The following is a 20,787-nucleotide window of genomic DNA, read 5'->3' on the forward strand; positions in this document are numbered from 1 at the left end:
TGTAGGTTAAACCTGTAAATGGAAGGTCACTGGGCCATCGTTGACCAGTTCAACCTTCATATCAGCAGCAAATTGCCCTGTTTCGGTGGTCACGCCCTTGGCGCGGCAAAAGGCGACAAACTCTTCATACAGGCCAAGCGCTTGTTCTGGTGTGCCCGCACCCGAAAAGCTCGGCCTTAGCCCACGCTCAGTATCAGCGGCCAAGGTAAATTGGGATACCACTAAAAGCGAACCTCCCGCTTGAGTCAAATTGAGGTTCATTTTGCCGTTTTCGTCAGAAAAAACTCGATAACTCATCACTTTAGTAGCTAGCTTTTCCATCTTCTCGCGGTTATCTTCCCGCTCAACCCCCAGTAAAACTAACAAGCCCTTATCAATTGCACCTATGGTTTGATTATCTACAACCACACTGGCGCGGCTGACTCTTTGAATTAAGGCGATCACAACTTTTCCTTTAAATTAAGACTTAACAACGGGCATCAAAGGAATTGGGCGCAGATACTGCTCAATTCCCTCCGGCAAGGACTTAGCGATTTCAGCCAAGCCGCCATCGGTCCACAGCATAAAACGGCGAAGCTCCTCGATTTCGACCTTATCAGCAAAGGTCACAGTACCTTGGATTTGGATCACCGCACCTTGCTCGCGCAATACAAATTTAGCGAAGTTTAGCTTGGCGTTTAGTTCGCCAATCACCGCGGGCAGTTCAGGGCTGGCCTGCAACTGTGGATGCACCGCATAAAAACGGTTCATCAAAATACGGTCAATCCCCGCAGCATTTATACTGGGTTCGAGCATAAAATCATTATTGCCAAATTGCACCGCAACCTTATCCGCCCCGACTTTAGTGGCTAAATAGTTGGCATTAATTAAGGCCTGATACAAAGCATCAGCAGCGGCCTCATTGGTCATTCCAGCCAATTGCACCACTTTAGGCGCCACAGGTGCGCGAGCCTCGGTAGATTCGACCGCAGAAGATGTCGATTGAGATTCTGGGGTAGAGGATGAGGTGGCCGCACAGGCCGTTAATCCCAAAATGGCGGCAATAATCATAGCTAATTTCATGTTAACTCCTGTCGCTTTATCCAAGACCACATGGCTTGAATTTCGAGAGTGACGGCAAGTGAGAGTATTTCACTATTCAGCGAATGCCCGCCATCAACAATAGTGTGGATTTGAATCTTGGGGTTATCGATTTTTGCCCCAAATGCGGCTAATAAGCGTGCAGGACAGACAGCATCCTGCGTGCCTTGTAATAGCAGGGTACGCGCAGAGACTTGAGATGTCACCCGTTGTAATACACTGAACATATTGAAGTAATCATTTTGCGCATAGTGCAGCTCGATTTGAGCTAAGGCGAATAGCGGCGGCGCAAGCCGCTTAGGTAGGCCAGTTGGTACGCCCGCTAAGGTTATTTCCCATTGGATCCAACGGCGGGCAGATTCGTGGCGAGTTGCTTCATCTTGGGCGTTAAATCCTAGCTGATAATGCGTAAATAAATCCGCCAATCCAATAGAAGGCGCGGCAAATTCACGGTAAGCCTGTGGATATAACTGCGCCGCGCCCGAGGGCGCATAGAGCCATTCAATCCCTTCTTTTGATGGAAGAAACAGCGCCCATAATACTTGAGCTATTACCCGCTGCGGAAATAACCCACTGTAAATTAAGGCTAAGGTGGCGCCAAATGAGCCACCCGCTAGGCACCAACGCGCTATGCCTAAGTGAATGCGAATCGCCTCAATATCGCAGATAAGCCCATTTAAATGATTGTGTTCCAACTCGCCAGCAGGCAGCGATTGTCCCGCACCACGTTGATCTAGCAGTAAAATCCAATAGTGCTCTGGGTTAAATAAACTCAGTTCACTGATCGAAGCCCCCGCGCCAGGGCCACCATGCAAATACAGCAGCGGGATACCCTGCGGATTACCATATTGAGCGAGATGCAACTGCTGCCCATTGCCTATCATCAGCCAATCACGGCGGATAAAAGCGGCAAGCGGATGGGCATCAGTGATCATAGGTGGGATAAGGCTCGCTGAATGTCTTGGTGAATGATAACTTAGCTACGGCTTATCCAGTGTAGTCGATGAAGGCGCGTTTGCCGCAAGTTCACCTGTCGTCTCAAGCACTTGGCTTGACTGGGCAGATGTGGTTTCTGGCTGCGCGGCGGGTGTATCCTGCGCCGCTAAAGGCTGATCATCGAGGTTAATTTCGTTGATATCGCTACTGGACTCATAGTCCAAATACTCGGGCATGGCGGCGGTAATTTCGGCGCCCAGCAGCACGATCATCCAAGATAAATATACCCAAACAAATAGAATAGGAATGGTCGCCAGCGCACCATAAATGGCTTCATAACTTGGAAATTTCGTCACATACAAAGCAAAACCTTTTTTCCCCAACTCGAATAGCAAGGCTGCCACCACAGCACCGAGTAGTGCGTGCCAAAACTTCACCTTTTGATTCGGCACCACCATATACAGCAGTAAAAACGCGGCCACCGAAAATAACAGCGGCAAACGTTCGATAAACAGCGGCATTACGCCAGATAAGGTGTCGCCCTCAAACAGCTTTAACGACACCACGTAGGAAGTCGCCACTAGGCTCGCCCCCACCAGCACAGGGCCTAAGGTAATCACCATCCAATACATGGAAAAGGCCACGACCACAGAACGTTTTTCCTTAGTGCGCCAAATATTATTCAGTGACTTATCAATGGCGGAGATCAGCATAATCGCCACCACCACTAAGGCCGCAATCCCCACCGCTGTGCCTTTAGAGGCATTACCCACAAATTCATTGATATAGACTTGTACCGTATCGCCCGCTGCGGGTAAAAAATTCTCGTAAACGAAGGCTTCAATTTGGCCGCGGATCCCCTTAAACACAGGAAACGCCGACAGCATAGACATAGTCACCGCCACCATAGGAACGAGCGATAATAGGGTGACATAGGCCAAGTGGCCCGCACGAATATTGATTTGATCTTCTACTAGGCGCTGGCGTAAATGCAGCAGGAAGTGCCAAATCCCAAGGAGTAAGGCTCGAATTTGTGCCAGATCTATCTTCTTAGTCACGGGTTTCTCTTGATTCTGTTGGTATAGACTCGTTATCTTCGTACAATAAACACTTAATTTACAAGTCTAAGGAGTGAATTGATGTCACAACAAGGATCCACTGGCAATGTTATCGCCGCAATCGCTAGTCTGTTTTTCCCAGGCCTAGGCCAACTGCTACAAGGGCGAATTTTGGCAGCATTGCTATTCTTCGTGGTCACTGTAGTCGGCTACGCCCTTTGGTGGTTAATTGTGCCCGCGGTAATTGGTGCTATCTTTCACCTCTGGAGCATTATCGATGCGGCACGTTTTAAGGCCGACTAACTTCATCTGACTCAGTGACGGAATACCCAATGAAAAGATTGATCACCTCTAGTCTGATAGCGGCAACGCTATTGCTGACGGGCTGCCAGAGTGCCTATTACGGTGCCATGGAAAAAGTGGGCTACCACAAGCGCGACATTATGGTCGACAGAGTGAAAGCCGCGAAAGAATCCCAAGAGGATGCGCAAAAAGAGTTCAGCTCAGCACTCGAGGAGATGCAAGCCCTACTCAACCACAATGGTGGCAACCTCGAAAAGGCCTATAACAAGGCTAAAGATGAATACGAGTCAGCCCAAAGTGCCGCCGATGATGTAAGTAATCGCATCAACAAAGTCGAAGATGTTGCCGAGGCGCTATTCGATGAGTGGCAAACGGAAATTGGTGAGATCAGCAAAGCGAGCCTACGCCGCAACAGTGAAACTAAGCTCAAGGAAACCCGTCGCTCCTACGAGCAGTTGATTAAAACCATGCGCCGCGCCGAATCAAAAATGCCGCCCATTCTCACCGCTATGAAAGACAATATGCTGTATTTAAAGCATAACTTAAATGCCCAGGCGATAGGCGCGATTAAAGGTGAATTTGCCAACTTACAAACGGATATCTCAGGCTTAATCAAAGAGATGAATAAATCTATCAACGAGTCTACTCGATTTATCGAGGCCCTTGATAACTCAAAAGGGTAAGGCCATTTAGCTTGCTCAAACTGGCTGTTAATTCCGTCAAACCAATCTGAATTAACAGCTTAGCACTGATGCTCTAACCCTCTAAACACCTCGGCAAGCTGCGATGGCGGTTTGCTGTTGATTTTATCCTCCCTGCATTCCCAGTTTCGTTTGTGCAAGGCTAAGATTTTTAGCTTTGTGAGCGATGGCGCGCTTTAGTGTGATGATTCAATCAATATTGGATCTAACGCACAAATTCACTTTAGGCTCATAAACTTATCTACAAAAGATTGCTCAGATTGAATACGTGTATTCTATTTGCAGTATTAACATGACCTTTATTGAATCCCTTACCCTAATGTTGGCCCTAATGTATATTGCCTCCCTAAGCTATTGGAGTGGTAAAAAATGGGGAGCAGTAACCACCTTACTCCTGAGTGTTGGCGCCGTGGCGATTAGCCTCTACTGGCCCTTGGCGCTCGCCCTAATCATTGCCTTGCCCCTTGCACTTATTGCCCATAAGTTTGCTCCGGTGGAGTATAAGGCCGAGATAAAAATCAACGCCCTGCGTGAAGGTTGCCAACACCTGCTCGCACTCTCGTTGTTTTTAGTCGCCATCCAATACTGCATTAATGCTATCCAACTCAAACAAGGGGTCACGCCTTGGTTAATGCGCCCTGATGTTGTCGATGCCTTTTTGCCCATCGCCGGCGGGATTGAATTAAAAGCCATATTGACGCTCAACCTGTGGGACCAAATCCATCCCGCCGCCGCAGTGATGCTCGCCGCCGTGCTACTCACTGGCCTACTCTGTAAACGCGCCTTTTGTGGCTGGGCCTGCCCCTTAGGACTTGCCGGCGAATACCTTTACGCCTTGCGCAAACGCTTTATCAAAGCAGAACTTGCGCCCCCAGCATGGCTAGACTGGCCACTACGGATGCTGAAATACTTATTACTGCTAGGGCTGTTTTATGTAGTGATCGGCATGCCAAGCGAGTCGATTCCCTATTATCTGCAGGGTAACTACCACAAGATTGCCGACCTTAAGATGGCACTGTTTTTTGTCACACCAGGGCTTATTACCTTAGCCTGCTTTGCTCTTATCCTCGTCCTCGCCGCATGGCGTCGCCAAGGTTTTTGCCGCTACTTGTGTCCCTATGGTGCCATGCTCGGACTGTTAAGTTTTGCCAGCCCACTCAAAATCCGCCGCGATACTCAGCATTGCCTGATCGAAGCCAAGGGTATGAAGTGCGACAAATGCACCCGCGCCTGCCCAGCCAACATCATAGTGCATACCAAAACCACGGTTCGCAGCGACGAATGCCAAGCCTGTATGCGCTGTGTGGCGGCCTGCCCTAAATCGGCGGCACTCGGTTTTGGCCTTAAATCGGGTCACAGAGTTAGCCATAAAGGATTGTTAGTCTTGTTATTATTGGCGCTCTTCCTCCTGCCACTCGGCGCTTATTTAGCCGGGTTCTGGCATAGCCAAACACCGGACGCTATCCGCATGGAACTTATCCAAGTGATTGACCGAGTGGGTCATTAACTCTCTGATTTGTTAATAAGAGACATAAAAAAGGTGCAGTCTAAGCTGCACCTTTTATGGTCACGATAAGCTTGAGTGCCAGTGACTAAGCCAAATCGAACCTGTCGGCATTCATTACCTTAGTCCAAGCGGCCACAAAGTCATGCACAAACTTCTCTTTGGCATCATCCTGCGCATAAACCTCAGCATAGGAGCGCAAAATCGAGTTAGAGCCAAACACCAGATCGACACGGGTAGCGGTCCACTTCACTGCGCCAGTTTTACGCTCGACTATCTCATACAAATTAGTACCCGCAGGCTTCCAGTTGTAGGCCATATCGGTAAGATTCACAAAGAAATCATTAGTTAACACACCCACTTTGTCGGTAAACACGCCGTGGCGTGTACCGCCATAGTTAGTGCCCAACACCCGCATTCCCCCAACCAACACTGTCATCTCATGGGCGGTTAACCCCATAAGTTGAGTGCGATCGAGCATCATCTCCTCGGGCTGAACTATATAATCCTTTTTCTGCCAGTTACGATACGCATCGTGCAAAGGCTCAAGTACGGCAAAGGATTCCACATCGGTCATTTCCTGCGTGGCATCACCACGGCCAGGCATGAAAGGTACTGTGATATTGACTCCCGCAGCGTGGGCGGCCTTTTCAATCGCCGCAGCGCCACCGAGGACAATCAAGTCGGCAATACTGACCTTTTTGCTTAAGCTTGCCTGCAACGCGCTCAACACCTGCAATACTTTTTGCAAACGCTCGGGTTCGTTGGCCTGCCAATCTTTTTGTGGTGCTAAACGGATCCGTGCGCCATTGGCGCCACCGCGGAAATCCGAGCCTCGGAAGGTGCGCGCGCTGTCCCACGCGGTTGCGACCAATTCGGAAACACTGAGTCCCGAGGCTAATAATTTCGCCTTCAGGTCGACAATCTCACTGGCATCCAAACGATAATCAACGGTTGGGATGGGGTCTTGCCAAATCAGCTCTTCACTCGGCACTTCTGGCCCTAAATAACGGCTCTTAGGCCCCAGATCGCGGTGAGTTAACTTAAACCAAGCACGGGCAAATACCTCGGAGAAATAGGCGGGATCTTGATAAAACTTCTCGGAGATCTTGCGATACTCGGGGTCCATTTTCATCGCCATATCCGCATCGGTCATGATGGGGTTAAACTTGCGATTCGGGTCGCCCACTGAGACGACTTTATCTTCCTCTTTAATATTAATAGGTTCCCACTGAGAGGCGCCCGCGGGGCTTTTTTTCAATTCCCAATCGTAATTTAACAGTAGGTGAAAATAACCGTTATCCCATTGAGTGGGATGAGTCGTCCAAGCGCCTTCGAGACCACTGGTAACGGTATTCGCGCCAGTGCCTGGGCCTTTTTTGTTGAGCCAGCCCAAACCTTGGGCCTCAAGTTCTTCGCCCTCGGGTTCAGGGCCAAGATCCTGTGCCTTACCATTGCCATGGCATTTGCCCACCGTATGACCACCGGCGGTTAAGGCCACGGTTTCTTCATCATTCATCGCCATTCGTGCAAAAGTGACACGCACATCTTGAGCGGTGCGCAGTGGATCGGGTTTACCATCAACCCCTTCAGGATTCACATAAATCAGCCCCATCATTACGGCAGCTAAGGGATTTTCAAGGTCACGCGCGCCCGAATAACGGCTGTTAGGATTATCACTTGGCGCAAGCCATTGTTTTTCAGAGCCCCAATAAATGTCTTTTTCAGGATGCCAAATATCCTCTCGACCGCCGGCAAATCCATAGGTTTTTAAGCCCATAGACTCGTAGGCCACATTACCCGCGAGGATCATCAAATCTGCCCATGAGAGTTTGTTGCCGTATTTTTTCTTAATCGGCCAGAGTAAACGGCGGGCTTTATCAAGGTTGGCGTTATCGGGCCAGCTATTGAGTGGGGCAAAGCGTTGATTACCCGTCCCCGCACCGCCACGGCCATCGGCAATGCGATAGGTTCCCGCAGAGTGCCATGCCATGCGGATCATCAAGCCACCATAATGCCCCCAATCGGCTGGCCACCAATCTTGGCTATCGGTCATAAGAGAATGTAAGTCCTGCTTCACGGCAGCGAGATCAAGGGTCTTAAAGGCTTCACGGTAATTAAAGTTGGGATCCATGGGATCCGTCTTCTTATCATGCTGATGCAAAATATCGAGATTTAGTGCCTTAGGCCACCAATCCATATTGTTGCTGGCAACGGCTGAATTTGCCCCATGCATCACGGGGCATTTACCTTGAGAGTGTTGAGTCTTGTCCATGGAATATTCCTTTACTTATGGCTAACGAAGGGAATGACCCTATAAGGCGTCATTAGGCTTATCTGGTTTGGACGTCTTCTAAAACGTTTATCGTTTGCATTAATCCCTTCTGCACTGTTCCAAAGTAACGATTAATGCACCATTCGGTCTGTATACTAAACAAGCAAAATGACAACATTTCAAACTTTTGCCACTAAAGCTAGGTAACTGTAACAAGAACAGCAAACCCTAGCTCAAAAAGCGGGCACAGATCACACTATTGGTGGTTTTTACATCACTATCTTGATTTTAATCAGAACGGAAGATGGTTTTATCACTAATACTCATCTCAAATAAGAACAATAAAACGCTTATATTCTTACTTGAGGTGAATCTATGCGACAGAGACGCTTGCAACTTATGCAGTCACTTTTTGATGAATATATTGAGATGTACGCTGCACGGGATGACAAACTCACAGCCCGCTTTAGCGATACTTTTAGTGGTTATGCAGGTAGCAGCGATATTCTTGTCACCAGTAAAGATGAATGGGTAAAAATAACCCGTCAGGACTTCGCCCAAGTCCCCGAACGGATCCATATTGAAGTATTAGATCTTTCACTACAGGATCTTGCCGAAGATATTATTGTTATTACAGCGTTTTTCCATATACACCTCCCTATTCCAGACTCGATACTCAGCCAAGAAACCGCAAGGTTAGTGCTGATTTTTCGCCAAGAAAGCAACGATTGGAAAATCGTCCATAGTGGAATATCCATTCCCTATGGTTTAGCAAAACAAGGCGAAATTTACCCGATGACGAGTTTAGAAGAGCGCAATCGAGAGCTAGAGTCCATTATACAAGCGCGAACCTATGAACTTGCCGAAGCGAACAACAGACTCGAAAAACTCAGCAATACCGATGGGTTAACCAATATTGGCAACCGTAGATTGTTTGATCAAATGCTGCAAAAGGAATGGAGTCGTGGGCAACGCAACAACACGCCACTCTCGCTTATCATGCTCGATATTGACCACTTTAAATTATTTAACGATTTTTATGGCCATCTCGCTGGAGATGATTGTCTCAAGATGCTGGCGAACAGCTTATCTCAATCAGGTCGTCGGGCAGGTGAATTGGTTGCACGCTATGGCGGCGAAGAATTTGTTATTTTACTCCCCAATACGGATCACCAAAGCGCACTCGACACCGCCAAGCACGTACATCAACTTATTCAATCGCTTGCTATACCCCATATTAAAACAGACATAGGAATTGTCACGGTCAGCGTGGGGGTCGCGTGTTTACTCCCCTCAGATAGACATAATGCCTTAGAATTAGTCCACCAAGCAGATACCGCCCTTTACTTGGCGAAGTCCGCAGGTCGTAACTGCATACGCTCAGTACATGAACCTGAAATATAGCCATTAAAAAGCCCCGCTAAGTTGCCTTAGCAGGGCTTTATTCACTGTATGGCAGTCACTTTACGTGACCACCACAACCACCATTAACCGCGGCTAGCGCGCTTACGGTCGTTTTCAGTTAAGTGTTTCTTACGAACACGGATGCTCTTAGGTGTTACTTCAACTAATTCGTCATCATCGATAAACTCAAGCGCTTGCTCGAGTGTTAAAGTGATTGGCGTAGTCAGTACTTGAGCTTCGTCAGTACCAGAAGCACGCATGTTAGTTAGCTGCTTACCTTTCAGGCAGTTAACTGTCAGGTCGTTAGAACGTGAGTGAATACCCACAACTTGACCTTCGTAAACTTCGGCTGCGTGGCCAATAAACAGACGACCACGGTCCTGCAGACCGAACAGTGCGAATGTCAGCGCCTTACCCGTAGCGTTAGAGATCAATACGCCGTTAGCACGTTGACCGATATCGCCACCTTTGTGCGGACCGTAGTGATCGAATGAGTGGTAAATCAGACCAGTACCAGAAGTTGCAGTTAAGAACTCAGTTTGGAAACCAATTAAGCCACGGCTTGGGATGATAAAGTCAACGCGCACGCGGCCTTTACCGTCAAGCTGCATATCTTTCATCTCAGCCTTACGGATACCCAGCTTCTCGATGACTGTCCCTTGATGCTCTTCTTCAACGTCAACGGTCAGGGTTTCGTATGGTTCACACAGTTCGCCATCGATGGTTTTTAAGATAACTTCTGGGCGAGAAACCGCTAATTCATAACCTTCACGACGCATGTTTTCGATCAGGATAGATAAGTGTAATTCACCACGGCCAGATACCGCGAAACGGTCTGGGCTGTCGGTTTCTTCAACACGCAGTGCCACGTTGTGCACTAATTCCTGTTGCAGACGCTCAAGAATGTTACGTGATGTCACGTATTTACCTTCTTTACCTGCGAAAGGTGAAGTGTTGACTTGGAACGTCATGGTCAGCGTTGGTTCGTCAACTGATAGTGGTGGTAGTGCTTCAACATTACCAGCGGCACACACAGTGTCAGAAATCTTCAGCTCGCCTAAACCAGTAATCGCTACGATGTCGCCCGCGTTTGCAACGTCAACTTCGGTACGCTCTAAGCCCATGTAACCTAATACTTGGCCCATTTTACCGTTGCGTACTTTACCGTCAGCACCAATTACGCTCACTTGTTGGTTAGCTTTGATGCTACCACGCTTGATGCGACCAACACCGATTACACCTACGTAAGAGTTGTAATCAAGCTGAGAAATTTGCATCTGGAACGGACCTTCAGCATCTGCTGCAGGTGGAGATACTTTTTCAATGATAGTCTGGAACAGTGGCGTCATATCTTCACTGACGACATCCGGATCTAAAGTTGCAAAACCGTTTAATGCAGAAGCATAAACGATTGGGAAATCTAATTGCTCGTCAGTCGCACCTAAGTTATCGAACAGGTCGAATACTTGGTCGATAACCCAATCAGGGCGTGCACCAGGGCGGTCAATCTTGTTGATAACAACGATTGGCTTTAAGCCTTGGGCGAACGCTTTCTTGGTTACGAAGCGAGTCTGTGGCATTGGACCGTCAACGGCGTCAACCAGCAGTAATACTGAGTCAACCATAGACAGAACGCGCTCAACCTCACCACCGAAGTCGGCGTGGCCTGGGGTGTCTACGATGTTGATGCGGTAGTCGTTCCACTTGATGGCAGTGTTCTTTGCCAGAATCGTGATTCCACGCTCCTTTTCAAGATCGTTGGAGTCCATCACCCGCTCAGTAGCTTCTCCCCGGGTCTCAAGGGTTCCTGATTGCGACAGCAGCTTGTCAACCAGGGTCGTTTTGCCATGGTCAACGTGCGCAATAATGGCGATGTTACGTAAATTCTCTAGCACAGATAAACCTCTTACCATCAAACAAAATTAGGGATATTACAATATTCGTTACAGCAATCTACGTTGAGTCGCCATAAAAAAGCGTGACATTCTACTCCAGAGCGGCCATATCGCACAGGATTATTTTTGAACACTTATAAAACTATTTTTTGGGGCCTATGCTAACGAATCAGTTATGGCGATAAGGCAAATAACCCAAATGCACCGTTAACGCGCAGACAATTGCCACGTTATCTCGAACTCAATACGACTAACCAGCTGAAATTACTATTTTTCACTGGAATGTCATTGCAGACTATGCGCTCAAGGCCGCCATAAGTATAGCGAATAACCCCAATTCGGCAGCCCCGTTTTTTCGTCCAAACACATCAGTATGCCAAACCGCTACCTAAGTATTTTCTCGATAGCCTCAATAAATGGCTTTAGACGCAGTTTCAATAAACTCTATTCCCACCTAAGAACAACAAGGCTAATCAATTGATTTTTAATGATAAGCAATGAAAACAAGCCAAAATCATTATCAGAAAAACAGCTTAGCATCTCACTGTTTTGTGACATTATGGCGAGCACTGAAAACAGTGACCTTACGCGGTTATCTAGACTTATTTATATGCTAAATTCATTCTGTTTTGCTGAGCCTAATGGATAGTAACAGGCTAACAGCGAGTATGCTGCTCAGCTTGAATATGGATATGAATTAACCAAGCAAGCCGATGCTCATCGTCACTGCACTAAAATGGGGGGCGAATGGCGCGCACCAAAATGGATGAATGCACCAAAATGCCACATCAAAACGCACCAATAAAGTGCAATACAGAGTTAAAGATAGTGCAATAAAACACATATTTATTAATTATCAACAAGTTAAATTGTTGGCATAGATATCGCTTTATAGCTAGTAAGTTTGGCTCAAGCACTACTTGAGTTAAAAGATTATAGAAGGGACATCCCTTTACCCTACCGGAGACTTGAGAATGTCAGTTGAATCAGTTTTAAAGCAACTTGAAGAATTAGAAGTTAAGTTTGTTGATTTACGTTTTACCGACACCAAAGGTAAAGAGCAGCACGTATCTATCCCAGCTCATCAGGTAGACGCTGACTTCTTCGAAGACGGTAAAATGTTTGACGGCTCGTCAATCGCTGGCTGGAAAGGCATTAACGAATCAGACATGGTACTGATGCCAGACCCAACTACGTTCGTACTGGATCCATTCACCGAAGAAACCACTGCGCTGATCCGTTGTGACATTCTCGAGCCAGGCACTATGACTGGTTATGACCGCGACCCACGTTCTATCGCGAAAAAAGCGGAAGAATACTTACGCTCTACCGGTATCGCTGACACTGTATTAGTTGGACCAGAACCAGAATTCTTCCTGTTCGACGATGTCCGTTTCGGTACTGACATGTCTGGTTGTTTCGTGAAAATCGACGCTAAAGAAGCGGCATGGAACTCTGGCACTAGCTACGAAGGTGGCAACACTGGTCACCGTCCATTCGTGAAAGGCGGTTACTTCCCAGTAGCTCCTGTTGACTCATCACAAGACTTACGTAGCGCTATGTGTTTAGTGCTCGAAGAAATGGGTCAAGTGGTTGAAGCTCACCACCATGAAGTGGCGACTGCGGGTCAAAACGAAATCGCAACTCGCTTCAATACCCTGACTAAGAAAGCGGACGAAATCCAAATTCTGAAGTACGTAGTACACAACATGGCTCACGCCTACGGTAAGACTGCGACTTTCATGCCTAAGCCAATCGTTGGCGACAACGGTAGCGGTATGCACGTTCACCAATCTCTGGCGAAAGATGGCGTAAACCTGTTCGCAGGCGACAAATATGCTGGTTTAAGTGAAACTGCACTGTACTACATCGGTGGTATCATCAAGCACGCTCGCGCACTGAACGCTTTCACTAACCCAAGCACTAACTCTTACAAGCGTTTAGTACCACACTTCGAAGCGCCAGTGATGTTAGCTTACTCAGCACGTAACCGCAGCGCTTCAATCCGTATTCCAGTGGTACCAAGCCCTAAAGGTCGTCGTATCGAAACTCGCTTCCCAGATCCACATGCAAACCCATACTTAGGTTTCGCAGCACTGCTGATGGCGGGTATCGATGGTATCCAAAACAAGATCCATCCAGGCGAAGCGATGGATAAAGACTTGTACGATCTGCCAGCGGAAGAAGCGGCTGAAATCCCACAAGTAGCGACTTCATTAGAAAACGCCCTTGAAAACCTGCAAGCTGACCACGAGTTCTTAACTCGCGGCGGTGTATTTAGCGAAGATTTCATCCAGTCTTACATTGCACTGAAATCTGCAGAAGCTGAGCGTGTAAGCCGTACAACTCACCCATTAGAGTTTGAAATGTACTACAGCCTGTAATGGCTAGATGCATGCAATTACTCACTGTATAAATGCATGCATAAAGTATCAAAGCCCCAACAGTTTTGCTGATGGGGCTTTTTGTTTCTTGAAGGTATACGCTACTTTCATGCTGGTGCAATGACCAACACTTTTCTCTAAATGGCGACATAGCCAACCACTTATTTATCATCAAAAGAAAGCATACCAGCAGACACCACTGCAATAACAACAATAGGGACAGATGTCGTTTAAGACTGAGCTAAACGCGATATAAAACTAACTTATAGGCAGAGGCGTTAACTACAGCGACACTAAAGTTGGGAGTCTCTTTACTGTTGTCTCATTACTGCTGCTGAATAATTGACACATATATTCATGTGGTTAGAATGCCGACTTGCTAAAACTGAATATATCGGTGTCGAACAAAACCAGTTCGGGTTCCATAAGACTAACGCCCAAAGTTAATCAAGCGAGTCGCTCATACCGAAACAATGCGGTTTTTCACATATAAACAATGGAGTGGTTATGCGTTGGTTGACTTGCTTGGTCGTGTGCTGTTCTCTCACGGGATGTGCAACAATAACATCGAGGATGGGAGAAAATTCAACTTGGGGGCATTCTTTCTCCAGTGTTCAAACGGCTGTCGATAATGGCGAGGAGTGTACGATAGTTTCTGCGTTATCCGCCCCGCCCCTGCTACTGTTTACTATCCCCCTGACACTGGTCGATATGGGTAGCTCGCTGATCGTCGATACCGTGATGCTGCCAGTCGATTTAGCTATCACGCCCAGTAATCCTAAGCTCCGAACCCCGCGTTCTATGTTCTGCCACTATAACTACAGCATTTAAGCATATTCGCCCCCATAAATGACTTCAGCCTCATGGCATGGGTTCACGACATCGGCATTAGGGGGCACCTTAGCGCCCCAGAGCCATGCTCCCTGTTCGAGGCTATTGCGCCATGTCGGCTGAGTCAGCCAAGTTCAATCCGTTAACAATGGGCTTTTATCACCTCCAGTAACCTTAGGATATCGGCCTCATCGTTATAAATATGTGGCGATACGCGTATCCCTAAACTGCGGGCATCGACACTGATATTCGCCTCAGCCAATGCCGCCATGATCGGCGCTTGCCGCTCGCCAAATTGCAAAATCAGCGTACCGCTACGCTTATCGATTGCCCTCGGCGAGACGAGCTCATTGTCCAATGCCTGTACCACTGGAGCCATCAGTTGCAAGTTATGCTCACGCATCGCCTGTGAGCCAATATTGGCGAAATATTGAATACTATGGGCGGCAATAGCGTAGGGGGCGATAGAAGGCGTGCCGCCCCAAAACCGCAACGCTGTTGGATGATAGCGAAAATCATGAATATCAAACTCAAAGGGATTTTCATGGCTAAACCAACCCACATCCTGTGGCTGACATTCGGGCAAGATGGCAGGATTAACCCACAGATACGCAGCGCCTGGGCCGGAGCATAACCATTTCACACTCGAACCAATCATAAAATCTGGCTGTAGCTTGGCTAAATCCAGCGGCAAAATCCCAGCCGATTGCGCCACATCCACTAGGCTCAAGCAGCCACGCTCACGGGCAAGGGGGATAATCTGCGCGAGGGGGGCCTGTTGTCCCGTGTTAGAATAGGCATGGCTGACAAAGACTAAATCGACATCGTCGCTGATATGTGCGTCCCACACATTGGGGTCGGTAACATCTAAGCCCTTGGGAATAAAGCGCAGTTCACAACTTGCGGGCAATGCCTTTTTAAGGGCGAATCCCATGCTAGGAAAATCAATCTCGCTCATCAGCACCACGGCGCCATCGCGATTTAATCTATCCAGTGACATCACCAACTTGGTCAATGCGCTCGATAGATTCACCTGCGGGCAAAATTCCTGCGGCTGACCATTAAAAAGGCTTGCCAGCGCCGCGGTAAAGTTATCGATGACACCTAACCATTGACCCCAAGGCTCGCGGCCAGACTCCTGCCAAGGTGCAAAAAACGCCTGCTTAAACGCCTGCTCGGTCGATTTGAGTGGCCGCCCCACGGAATGGTTAAGCAGATATCCAGGGCCTGCGAGGCAAAAATCCTGTTTTACATTTAGCAGCATGGCCTTACCTCAAACTGTCTTTGAGTTTTTTCAAATCATAATAACGGGTGCGAATATCGTCACGTAATACGGCCGCGCGTCTATCCCTTAAACGCTCAAGGGAGGCGAGCAGTACATGCAATGGTGGGCCGCTGGCGGTCACTTTGGCTAAATGTTGCTGCTCCATACTGACCGAAGGTTCTGCAATGTATTTAGTCACTAATTCATTGTGATGCTGGATGGCGGTTTGCCCATGCAATTCACAGACTTCGATAAACAGCTTGAGGTTTTCTTGATACCAATCCTGCTGCACGCTGGCCTTTGACTGTAAAAAGTCATCCATCAAATTCGGGCGACGCATGCATTCCCGCAGGATTTGTTGATCCTCTGGCATCATGTATAAAAACTTATCCACCAGCATTTGCGAATAAGATGCTTCGTTGGCAAAACATAAACCTAGGGTTAAATCGATAACGTTAATCCCGGCAAAGTCGCCCGCATTGGCACCACGATACACCACAGAACCAACCCGATAGGGTTTGTAATATGGGCGGACACAGTAGAAGAAACGGTCCGTATCTAAACGATTGAATAACTGCGTATTAGAATCAATCACATCCTGCAATGCCTGCTTAGCGACGCGCAGTAAATCGTGACTAATTGGATGAGAAATCCCCAAAGGCTGGATTTTTAATAGCGCATCAGCGGCACGTTTATAGGCCAAAATGCCTTTAGTGTTGTAATCCACAAACAGTTTTTCATCGGGCAGATCGGTAAAACGTTTGTAGATACCATTATGGGCGCGGTTATGGGTGGTTAAATGGGCGGTAGCAAAGCGCGGCGTGACTCCAATTGAGGCGCCGATATGCATCGCCAATGCTGACGCTTCAAGAAGTGGCGAGGTGGTCTCCCGTGTTGGCTCAGTAATTTCATGGCGGCGGCAGGCGGCCATATACAGGCCAACATTGCCTAGCAAATCAAAAGCACTATCAAAGCCTTCGTCGGTATTGCCCTCATCGAGCAAAGCCTTAATCAGCCCTCGCCCTTCGCTTTCCAAAGTGCGCTTAAGCTCAGTGCCAATCCCCTGCACATTGGCACGGTCGGTCTGCTGGTCATAAAGCTGTTCGAGCTGCGAGTTGAGTTCTACAAAGCGGCTGCGGATCCACTCATCGAAGGCTTCGGTATTATAGGTGGCAGGTTTCACTTGGACATCCTTGGCGATTGTTATGGTTATTTTTACCGGAGCAAGTACTAGGGCATGTTTCACTTGGCTACAGGCGTCATTAGCGCTTCCGAGTTAACAAGGATGCAACTTCTGGCGACACGTTTCTAGCGCTAGCTCAAATTTATGAAAAATCTAATGCCACTTTTTATTTACACCTTGCGCCAGCGCAAGTTATCAAATTCAATCGCCTCGCAAAATAACGCCAAATAAAGCTAGTCCTAATACAAATAGCGCGGCAGGTTCCGCAGGGGTAAATCAAAATGATTTTAATGGAATTTATTGTCGTACTCGGCTGCTTGCTACTGGGCACCCGCTATGGTGGTATGGGGCTCGGGTTGATAAGTGGTATAGGTTTATTTTTATTGACGTTTGTCTTTGGTCTCGCCCCCGGACAGCCACCAGTGCAAGTGATGTTAACCATTCTTGCGGTTATCGGTTGTGCCGCCGTGTTGCAAACCGCAGGCGGCTTAGATGTGATGATGCAGTTTGCCGAACGTTTACTGCGCCGCCATCCACAGTACATCACCATTCTGGCACCGTTAACTACATGGACGCTCACCTTTTTGTGCGGTACAGGCCATGTGGTTTACACCATGTTCCCGATTATCTCTGACATTGCTCTGAAGAAAAACATTCGCCCAGAACGCCCAATGGCGGTGGCCTCCGTCGCCTCACAAATGGCGATTTGCGCCTCCCCGGTATCAGTCGCCGTCGTTTCTATGGTCTCGATTTTGGCGGCGCAGCACGGTGTCGGCCACGCCTACAGCATGCTAGACATTTTAATGGTGTCGGTGCCCTCCTCCCTTTGCGGTGTGTTAGTGGCGGCACTGTGGAGCCTACGTCGCGGCAAAGATTTAGATAAGGACGAAGAGTTTCAAGAACGAATTCAAGATCCTGTGCAAAGAGCCTTTATCTACGACAAGGGCGAAACGCTGCTGAATCAAACCTTCCCCAAAGAAGCGTATTGGGCAACAGGGATCTTCTTTGCCGCTATCGCTGCTGTAGTGTTACTCGGCTCCTTTAGCGAGCTGCGTCCAGTGTTTGAAGAGAAAGGCAAGCTCGCGCCACTGTCGATGAACCTAGTGATCCAAATGATGATGTTGATTGCAGGCGCCTTTATTTTGATGAGCTGCAAAGTCAAGCCAGCTGAAATTGCCAATGGTCCGGTTTTTAAAGCGGGTATGGTGGCGATATTCTCGGTATTTGGCGTGGCGTGGATGAGCGATACTTACTTTATCAGCCATATGGATGTACTGAAGGAAAACCTCTCCCACGTAGTGCAAAACCAGCCTTGGACCTATGCCCTAGTGCTGTTTTTAATCTCCAAACTGGTCAATAGCCAAGCGGCTGCGCTCACGGCGATTGCACCGATGGGATTAGCTTTAGGTGTCGATCCTAAGTTGTTAATTGCTTTTTTACCCGCCAGTTATGGCTACTTTGTGCTGCCCACTTATCCAAGCGATTTGGCCTGCATCGGTTTCGATCGCTCAGGTACCACTAAAATTGGTAAGTTCATCATTAACCACAGCTTTATTATTCCAGGGTTGATTGGTGTTAGTACCGCATCAACCGTGGGTTATCTGTTGGCAACTGCGCTACTGTAAAGTTAGTTTGCGTTAATAAGCACGTATAATCAGGCCGATAGCACATTAACGCTATCGGCCTGACGAATTAAAGATGTGCAAGCGCTCAGTACGAAAGTATTAAGCTCCCGCCACATTCCCTTATCAGCTAGACGTCTTTAGCAACAGCAGCATACAATCCCGCCTTATATCATGCTGAATCAATTTATCTTTTGAGAATGTCGTACTAAAGATGATTAAAGGTTTTCGCTTATGGATGCTGATTGTGGGTCTGGGGCTTAGCGTCAGTTTTCTCGGCTATCAGTTGCTTACACGCTATCACTTCAACACTGATCACCAAGTGGGTGACATTATCGACTCCCTCAATGGAATCGAGATTTACTATAACGGTGGCGTTAACACTAATGAGGGACGCAACCTCTCCCTCGACGGCTATAACCTCGGCATAAAATATCAATGCGTTGAATTTGTTAAGCGCTACTTTTACCAACGATATCAACACAAAATGCCTGACAGTTTTGGGCACGCCCGGGACTTCTTCGATAATCTGCTCGCTGATGGCAGTTGGAATGAAAAACGTGCGCTGCGCCAATTTACCAATGGCAGCCAAAGCAAACCTATGGCTGATGATTTACTGGTCTTTGCCCCATGGATGTTTAATCCCTATGGCCATGTCGCCATTATCGCGGAAGTCACGGACAACAGTATCGAAATCGCCCAGCAAAACCCCGGCCCATTTGCCCCATCAAGGGAGTATTTCTTTTTAGAACAACGAGCTGGACTCTGGTATATAAACGCACCACGCGCCAAAGGATGGTTACGCTGGGAAGCAATAAGCCCTAAGGTGATAACAGAAACGGGCGGCTTTATCGACCCAGCGATGGCCATTAAGGAATAAGCTATGGGGATTTTTAACTGGGTAAAACGGCTATTAGCTATAAAAGCGACAACTCACTCGCAAGCAACGGATCTTCAAGCACTCTTTGGTGGCGAGGCAACTGCGAGTCTCACTTTGCCTCGCCACCAAGCTTATCCCTTAGTCACGCCAACAACTCAGACTGAATTATCCGCCTATCAACTCCATTGCTTGTTGAATGATCAAGATAAACAACGACTCGACACTTTACTTTGCCAAGCGGGATTCGAGCAAATTGTAGGTTCTGACGCGCCATTTAATGGCGTACTGCATAACACCAACCTACAGACAACAGTATTTTTACAGCAATATGCTGATTTTGCGGGGTTCTGCGTACTGCTCATCACCAATGATATCAATCTATTACAACAGCTTATTACCTTTAAGGCCGCGCCGCCTGCTCCTTGGGAAAGTTTTCCCGATGTTGATCCTGATACACTTGGGAGTTTGCAAGGGAACCTTGAGTTTTGGTGCGATGCGTTTTGGCGCCCCTATTGGTTATCACTTGGTGCAACCGAGCGCCTGCAATATCCAATAAACTGGCGTGAATTCAGTGAGTTTCACTAAAAGATTTATGTAAGAGATAACAATGAAACTAAAATATATCGCATTCACTCTCGCACTCTTTTTCCTTGCCGGATGCTTGGTGCCAGAACAACCTATCATCCCCGTAAAAGGTGCCACGAATAAGGATTGGAATAGCCAAACCTTTTGGTATGAGCCTTGGGGAAGTTCAGGCACACACAAGGGTATCGATATTTTTGCCGCAGCCAATACCCCCGTGGTCGCACCAACGCCCATGCTACTGCTGTACAAGGGTGACTTTTTAAAAGGCGGAAAAGTCGTTGTTGGACTCGGCCCTAAATGGCAAATTCATTATTTTGCGCACCTAGGCAGCATTGAAGCATCGACAGGCTTATTCGCGACAGGTGGAGAAACGCTAGGCACAGTCGGTACAACTGGCAATGCTCAAGGTAAACCACCCCATTTGCACTATTCCATTTTAAGCCTGTTCCCAAGACCTTGGCGAATAGACACTTCAACCCAAGGATATAAAAAGGCTTTTTATCTCAATCCCATTGAGTATTTAGAGGCTAAGTAAGCTTTATTGAGGATTTAACTGTTAGAGATTAACGGCTCACTCAACGGACACTTCTAGCTCATTTTCTGCCGCGAGAGCCTGTGCAACTCGTTCGGCCTTAGCGATATATTTAGGTTTATTACTGGTATGAAGCTTGGCATTGGCTTTTTTCGCCTTCTGCTTAAGCGTTTGATTAATTTTCTTTTTGCGGTTCATAAGGGTTGTATTTAGGCACAATTAAAGCCGCTATTATAGTCATCCTAAGCCACAGCAACAAATCAGTAGGATGAAGATAAACCCTCAATCTTAATACACCTATAATTGCTATCCGAGTCACAAGTTGCAAAAAACGCCACATTTTAGCTCGT

General features: G+C 47.6%; 19 protein-coding genes. 10 read left to right on the plus strand and 9 right to left on the minus strand.

What is annotated here, in order from left to right; translation table 11 throughout:
* Positions 1-6: 6 nt before the first annotated feature.
* From dtd to MMG82_RS04890, 4 genes are read right to left on the minus strand one after another with little or no spacing between them, the layout of a single operon-like run.
* A complete protein-coding gene (gene dtd, locus MMG82_RS04875) occupies positions 7-444 on the minus strand; it encodes a D-aminoacyl-tRNA deacylase (RefSeq protein WP_037423224.1) in 438 nt (145 codons plus the stop codon).
* Between the two features lie 15 nt (positions 445-459).
* Entirely contained in the window at positions 460-1,062 is a 603-nt protein-coding gene (locus tag MMG82_RS04880) for a hypothetical protein (protein ID WP_241406555.1), read from the minus strand.
* Positions 1,059-2,015 carry an alpha/beta fold hydrolase gene (locus tag MMG82_RS04885; RefSeq protein ID WP_241406556.1) on the minus strand — a complete coding sequence of 319 codons (957 nt, stop codon included), beginning with the start codon at positions 2,013-2,015 and terminating at the stop codon, positions 1,059-1,061. Before MMG82_RS04885 ends, MMG82_RS04880 begins: the two co-directional genes overlap by 4 nt.
* Positions 2,016-2,060: 45 nt before the next feature.
* On the minus strand, positions 2,061-3,074 hold the full coding sequence (locus MMG82_RS04890) for a virulence factor BrkB family protein (RefSeq protein ID WP_088586535.1): 1,014 nt from the start codon (positions 3,072-3,074) through the stop codon (positions 2,061-2,063).
* An 81-nt stretch (positions 3,075-3,155) separates the two neighbouring features.
* On the opposite strand from MMG82_RS04890, the gene MMG82_RS04895 reads away from it, so the two are divergent.
* The 3 genes from MMG82_RS04895 to MMG82_RS04905 all read left to right on the plus strand — a co-directional run bounded on the left by MMG82_RS04895 (position 3,156) and on the right by MMG82_RS04905 (position 5,585).
* Positions 3,156-3,377 carry a hypothetical protein gene (locus tag MMG82_RS04895; RefSeq protein ID WP_037423215.1) on the plus strand — a complete coding sequence of 74 codons (222 nt, stop codon included), beginning with the start codon at positions 3,156-3,158 and terminating at the stop codon, positions 3,375-3,377.
* A gap of 29 nt (positions 3,378-3,406) precedes the next feature.
* A complete protein-coding gene (locus MMG82_RS04900; protein WP_047539718.1) occupies positions 3,407-4,060 on the plus strand; it encodes a DUF2959 domain-containing protein in 654 nt (217 codons plus the stop codon).
* 310 nt (positions 4,061-4,370) lie between these two features.
* Positions 4,371-5,585, plus strand: a complete 1,215-nt coding sequence (locus MMG82_RS04905; RefSeq protein ID WP_047539716.1) for a 4Fe-4S binding protein — start codon at positions 4,371-4,373, stop codon at positions 5,583-5,585.
* A gap of 85 nt (positions 5,586-5,670) precedes the next feature.
* Here the strand turns inward: MMG82_RS04905 and katG are convergent, their stop codons facing one another.
* Positions 5,671-7,857: a catalase/peroxidase HPI gene (gene katG / locus MMG82_RS04910; RefSeq protein ID WP_047539714.1), complete on the minus strand. Its 2,187-nt coding sequence runs from the start codon at positions 7,855-7,857 to the stop codon at positions 5,671-5,673.
* Between the two features lie 375 nt (positions 7,858-8,232).
* Between katG and MMG82_RS04915 the strand changes: the two genes are divergently transcribed.
* The gene (locus MMG82_RS04915; protein WP_047539712.1) at positions 8,233-9,261 is read left to right on the plus strand and encodes a diguanylate cyclase; all 1,029 of its coding nucleotides are present in this window, start codon (positions 8,233-8,235) and stop codon (positions 9,259-9,261) included.
* Positions 9,262-9,344: 83 nt separating this feature from the next.
* Here the strand turns inward: MMG82_RS04915 and typA are convergent, their stop codons facing one another.
* On the minus strand, positions 9,345-11,156 hold the full coding sequence (gene typA / locus MMG82_RS04920; RefSeq protein ID WP_037425027.1) for a translational GTPase TypA: 1,812 nt from the start codon (positions 11,154-11,156) through the stop codon (positions 9,345-9,347).
* Between the two features lie 974 nt (positions 11,157-12,130).
* Here typA and glnA point away from each other — a divergent pair.
* A complete protein-coding gene (gene glnA / locus MMG82_RS04925) occupies positions 12,131-13,540 on the plus strand; it encodes a glutamate--ammonia ligase (RefSeq protein ID WP_037425030.1) in 1,410 nt (469 codons plus the stop codon).
* Positions 13,541-14,113: 573 nt separating this feature from the next.
* The gene (locus MMG82_RS04930) at positions 14,114-14,371 is read left to right on the plus strand and encodes a YceK/YidQ family lipoprotein (RefSeq protein ID WP_224021454.1); all 258 of its coding nucleotides are present in this window, start codon (positions 14,114-14,116) and stop codon (positions 14,369-14,371) included.
* 142 nt (positions 14,372-14,513) lie between these two features.
* Here the strand turns inward: MMG82_RS04930 and MMG82_RS04935 are convergent, their stop codons facing one another.
* Both MMG82_RS04935 and MMG82_RS04940 read right to left on the minus strand, forming a co-directional pair.
* Positions 14,514-15,635 (minus strand): aminotransferase class V-fold PLP-dependent enzyme, encoded by a 1,122-nt coding sequence (locus tag MMG82_RS04935; protein WP_240292840.1) that lies wholly within the window; start codon positions 15,633-15,635, stop codon positions 14,514-14,516.
* 4 nt (positions 15,636-15,639) lie between these two features.
* Complete coding sequence (locus tag MMG82_RS04940) at positions 15,640-16,818, minus strand: monodechloroaminopyrrolnitrin synthase PrnB family protein (protein WP_240292839.1); 1,179 nt, start codon at positions 16,816-16,818, stop codon at positions 15,640-15,642.
* Between the two features lie 281 nt (positions 16,819-17,099).
* Here MMG82_RS04940 and MMG82_RS04945 point away from each other — a divergent pair, with 281 nt between their 5' ends.
* From MMG82_RS04945 to MMG82_RS04960, 4 genes are all read left to right on the plus strand, one after another.
* Positions 17,100-18,443: an anaerobic C4-dicarboxylate transporter gene (locus MMG82_RS04945; protein ID WP_241406557.1), complete on the plus strand. Its 1,344-nt coding sequence runs from the start codon at positions 17,100-17,102 to the stop codon at positions 18,441-18,443.
* A 211-nt stretch (positions 18,444-18,654) separates the two neighbouring features.
* Positions 18,655-19,320, plus strand: a complete 666-nt coding sequence (locus MMG82_RS04950; protein WP_240292837.1) for a CHAP domain-containing protein — start codon at positions 18,655-18,657, stop codon at positions 19,318-19,320.
* Between the two features lie 3 nt (positions 19,321-19,323).
* Positions 19,324-19,905: a hypothetical protein gene (locus tag MMG82_RS04955; protein WP_240292836.1), complete on the plus strand. Its 582-nt coding sequence runs from the start codon at positions 19,324-19,326 to the stop codon at positions 19,903-19,905.
* Between the two features lie 22 nt (positions 19,906-19,927).
* A complete protein-coding gene (locus MMG82_RS04960; RefSeq protein ID WP_172589162.1) occupies positions 19,928-20,440 on the plus strand; it encodes a M23 family metallopeptidase in 513 nt (170 codons plus the stop codon).
* A gap of 36 nt (positions 20,441-20,476) precedes the next feature.
* On the opposite strand, the gene MMG82_RS04965 is transcribed toward MMG82_RS04960, so the two are convergent.
* Positions 20,477-20,635 (minus strand): DUF2986 domain-containing protein, encoded by a 159-nt coding sequence (locus MMG82_RS04965; protein ID WP_240292835.1) that lies wholly within the window; start codon positions 20,633-20,635, stop codon positions 20,477-20,479.
* Positions 20,636-20,787 lie beyond the last annotated feature (152 nt).

The sequence above is a fragment of the Shewanella sp. MM_2022_3 genome (genome assembly GCF_022557375.1).
Taxonomy (GTDB): domain Bacteria; phylum Pseudomonadota; class Gammaproteobacteria; order Enterobacterales; family Shewanellaceae; genus Shewanella; species Shewanella xiamenensis.

Coding starts and splice junctions, on each gene's coding strand:
- MMG82_RS04880 (WP_241406555.1), bottom strand. CDS start 1,062: ATGAAATTAGCTATGATTATTGCCGCCATTTTGGGATTAACGGCCTGT.
- katG (WP_047539714.1), bottom strand. CDS start 7,857: ATGGACAAGACTCAACACTCTCAAGGTAAATGCCCCGTGATGCATGGG.
- MMG82_RS04900 (WP_047539718.1), top strand. CDS start 3,407: ATGAAAAGATTGATCACCTCTAGTCTGATAGCGGCAACGCTATTGCTG.
- MMG82_RS04905 (WP_047539716.1), top strand. CDS start 4,371: ATGACCTTTATTGAATCCCTTACCCTAATGTTGGCCCTAATGTATATT.
- MMG82_RS04960 (WP_172589162.1), top strand. CDS start 19,928: ATGAAACTAAAATATATCGCATTCACTCTCGCACTCTTTTTCCTTGCC.
- MMG82_RS04885 (WP_241406556.1), bottom strand. CDS start 2,015: ATGATCACTGATGCCCATCCGCTTGCCGCTTTTATCCGCCGTGATTGG.
- MMG82_RS04965 (WP_240292835.1), bottom strand. CDS start 20,635: ATGAACCGCAAAAAGAAAATTAATCAAACGCTTAAGCAGAAGGCGAAA.
- glnA (WP_037425030.1), top strand. CDS start 12,131: ATGTCAGTTGAATCAGTTTTAAAGCAACTTGAAGAATTAGAAGTTAAG.
- MMG82_RS04935 (WP_240292840.1), bottom strand. CDS start 15,635: ATGCTGCTAAATGTAAAACAGGATTTTTGCCTCGCAGGCCCTGGATAT.
- MMG82_RS04950 (WP_240292837.1), top strand. CDS start 18,655: ATGATTAAAGGTTTTCGCTTATGGATGCTGATTGTGGGTCTGGGGCTT.
- MMG82_RS04955 (WP_240292836.1), top strand. CDS start 19,324: ATGGGGATTTTTAACTGGGTAAAACGGCTATTAGCTATAAAAGCGACA.
- MMG82_RS04895 (WP_037423215.1), top strand. CDS start 3,156: ATGTCACAACAAGGATCCACTGGCAATGTTATCGCCGCAATCGCTAGT.
- MMG82_RS04930 (WP_224021454.1), top strand. CDS start 14,114: ATGGGAGAAAATTCAACTTGGGGGCATTCTTTCTCCAGTGTTCAAACG.
- MMG82_RS04945 (WP_241406557.1), top strand. CDS start 17,100: ATGATTTTAATGGAATTTATTGTCGTACTCGGCTGCTTGCTACTGGGC.
- MMG82_RS04915 (WP_047539712.1), top strand. CDS start 8,233: ATGCGACAGAGACGCTTGCAACTTATGCAGTCACTTTTTGATGAATAT.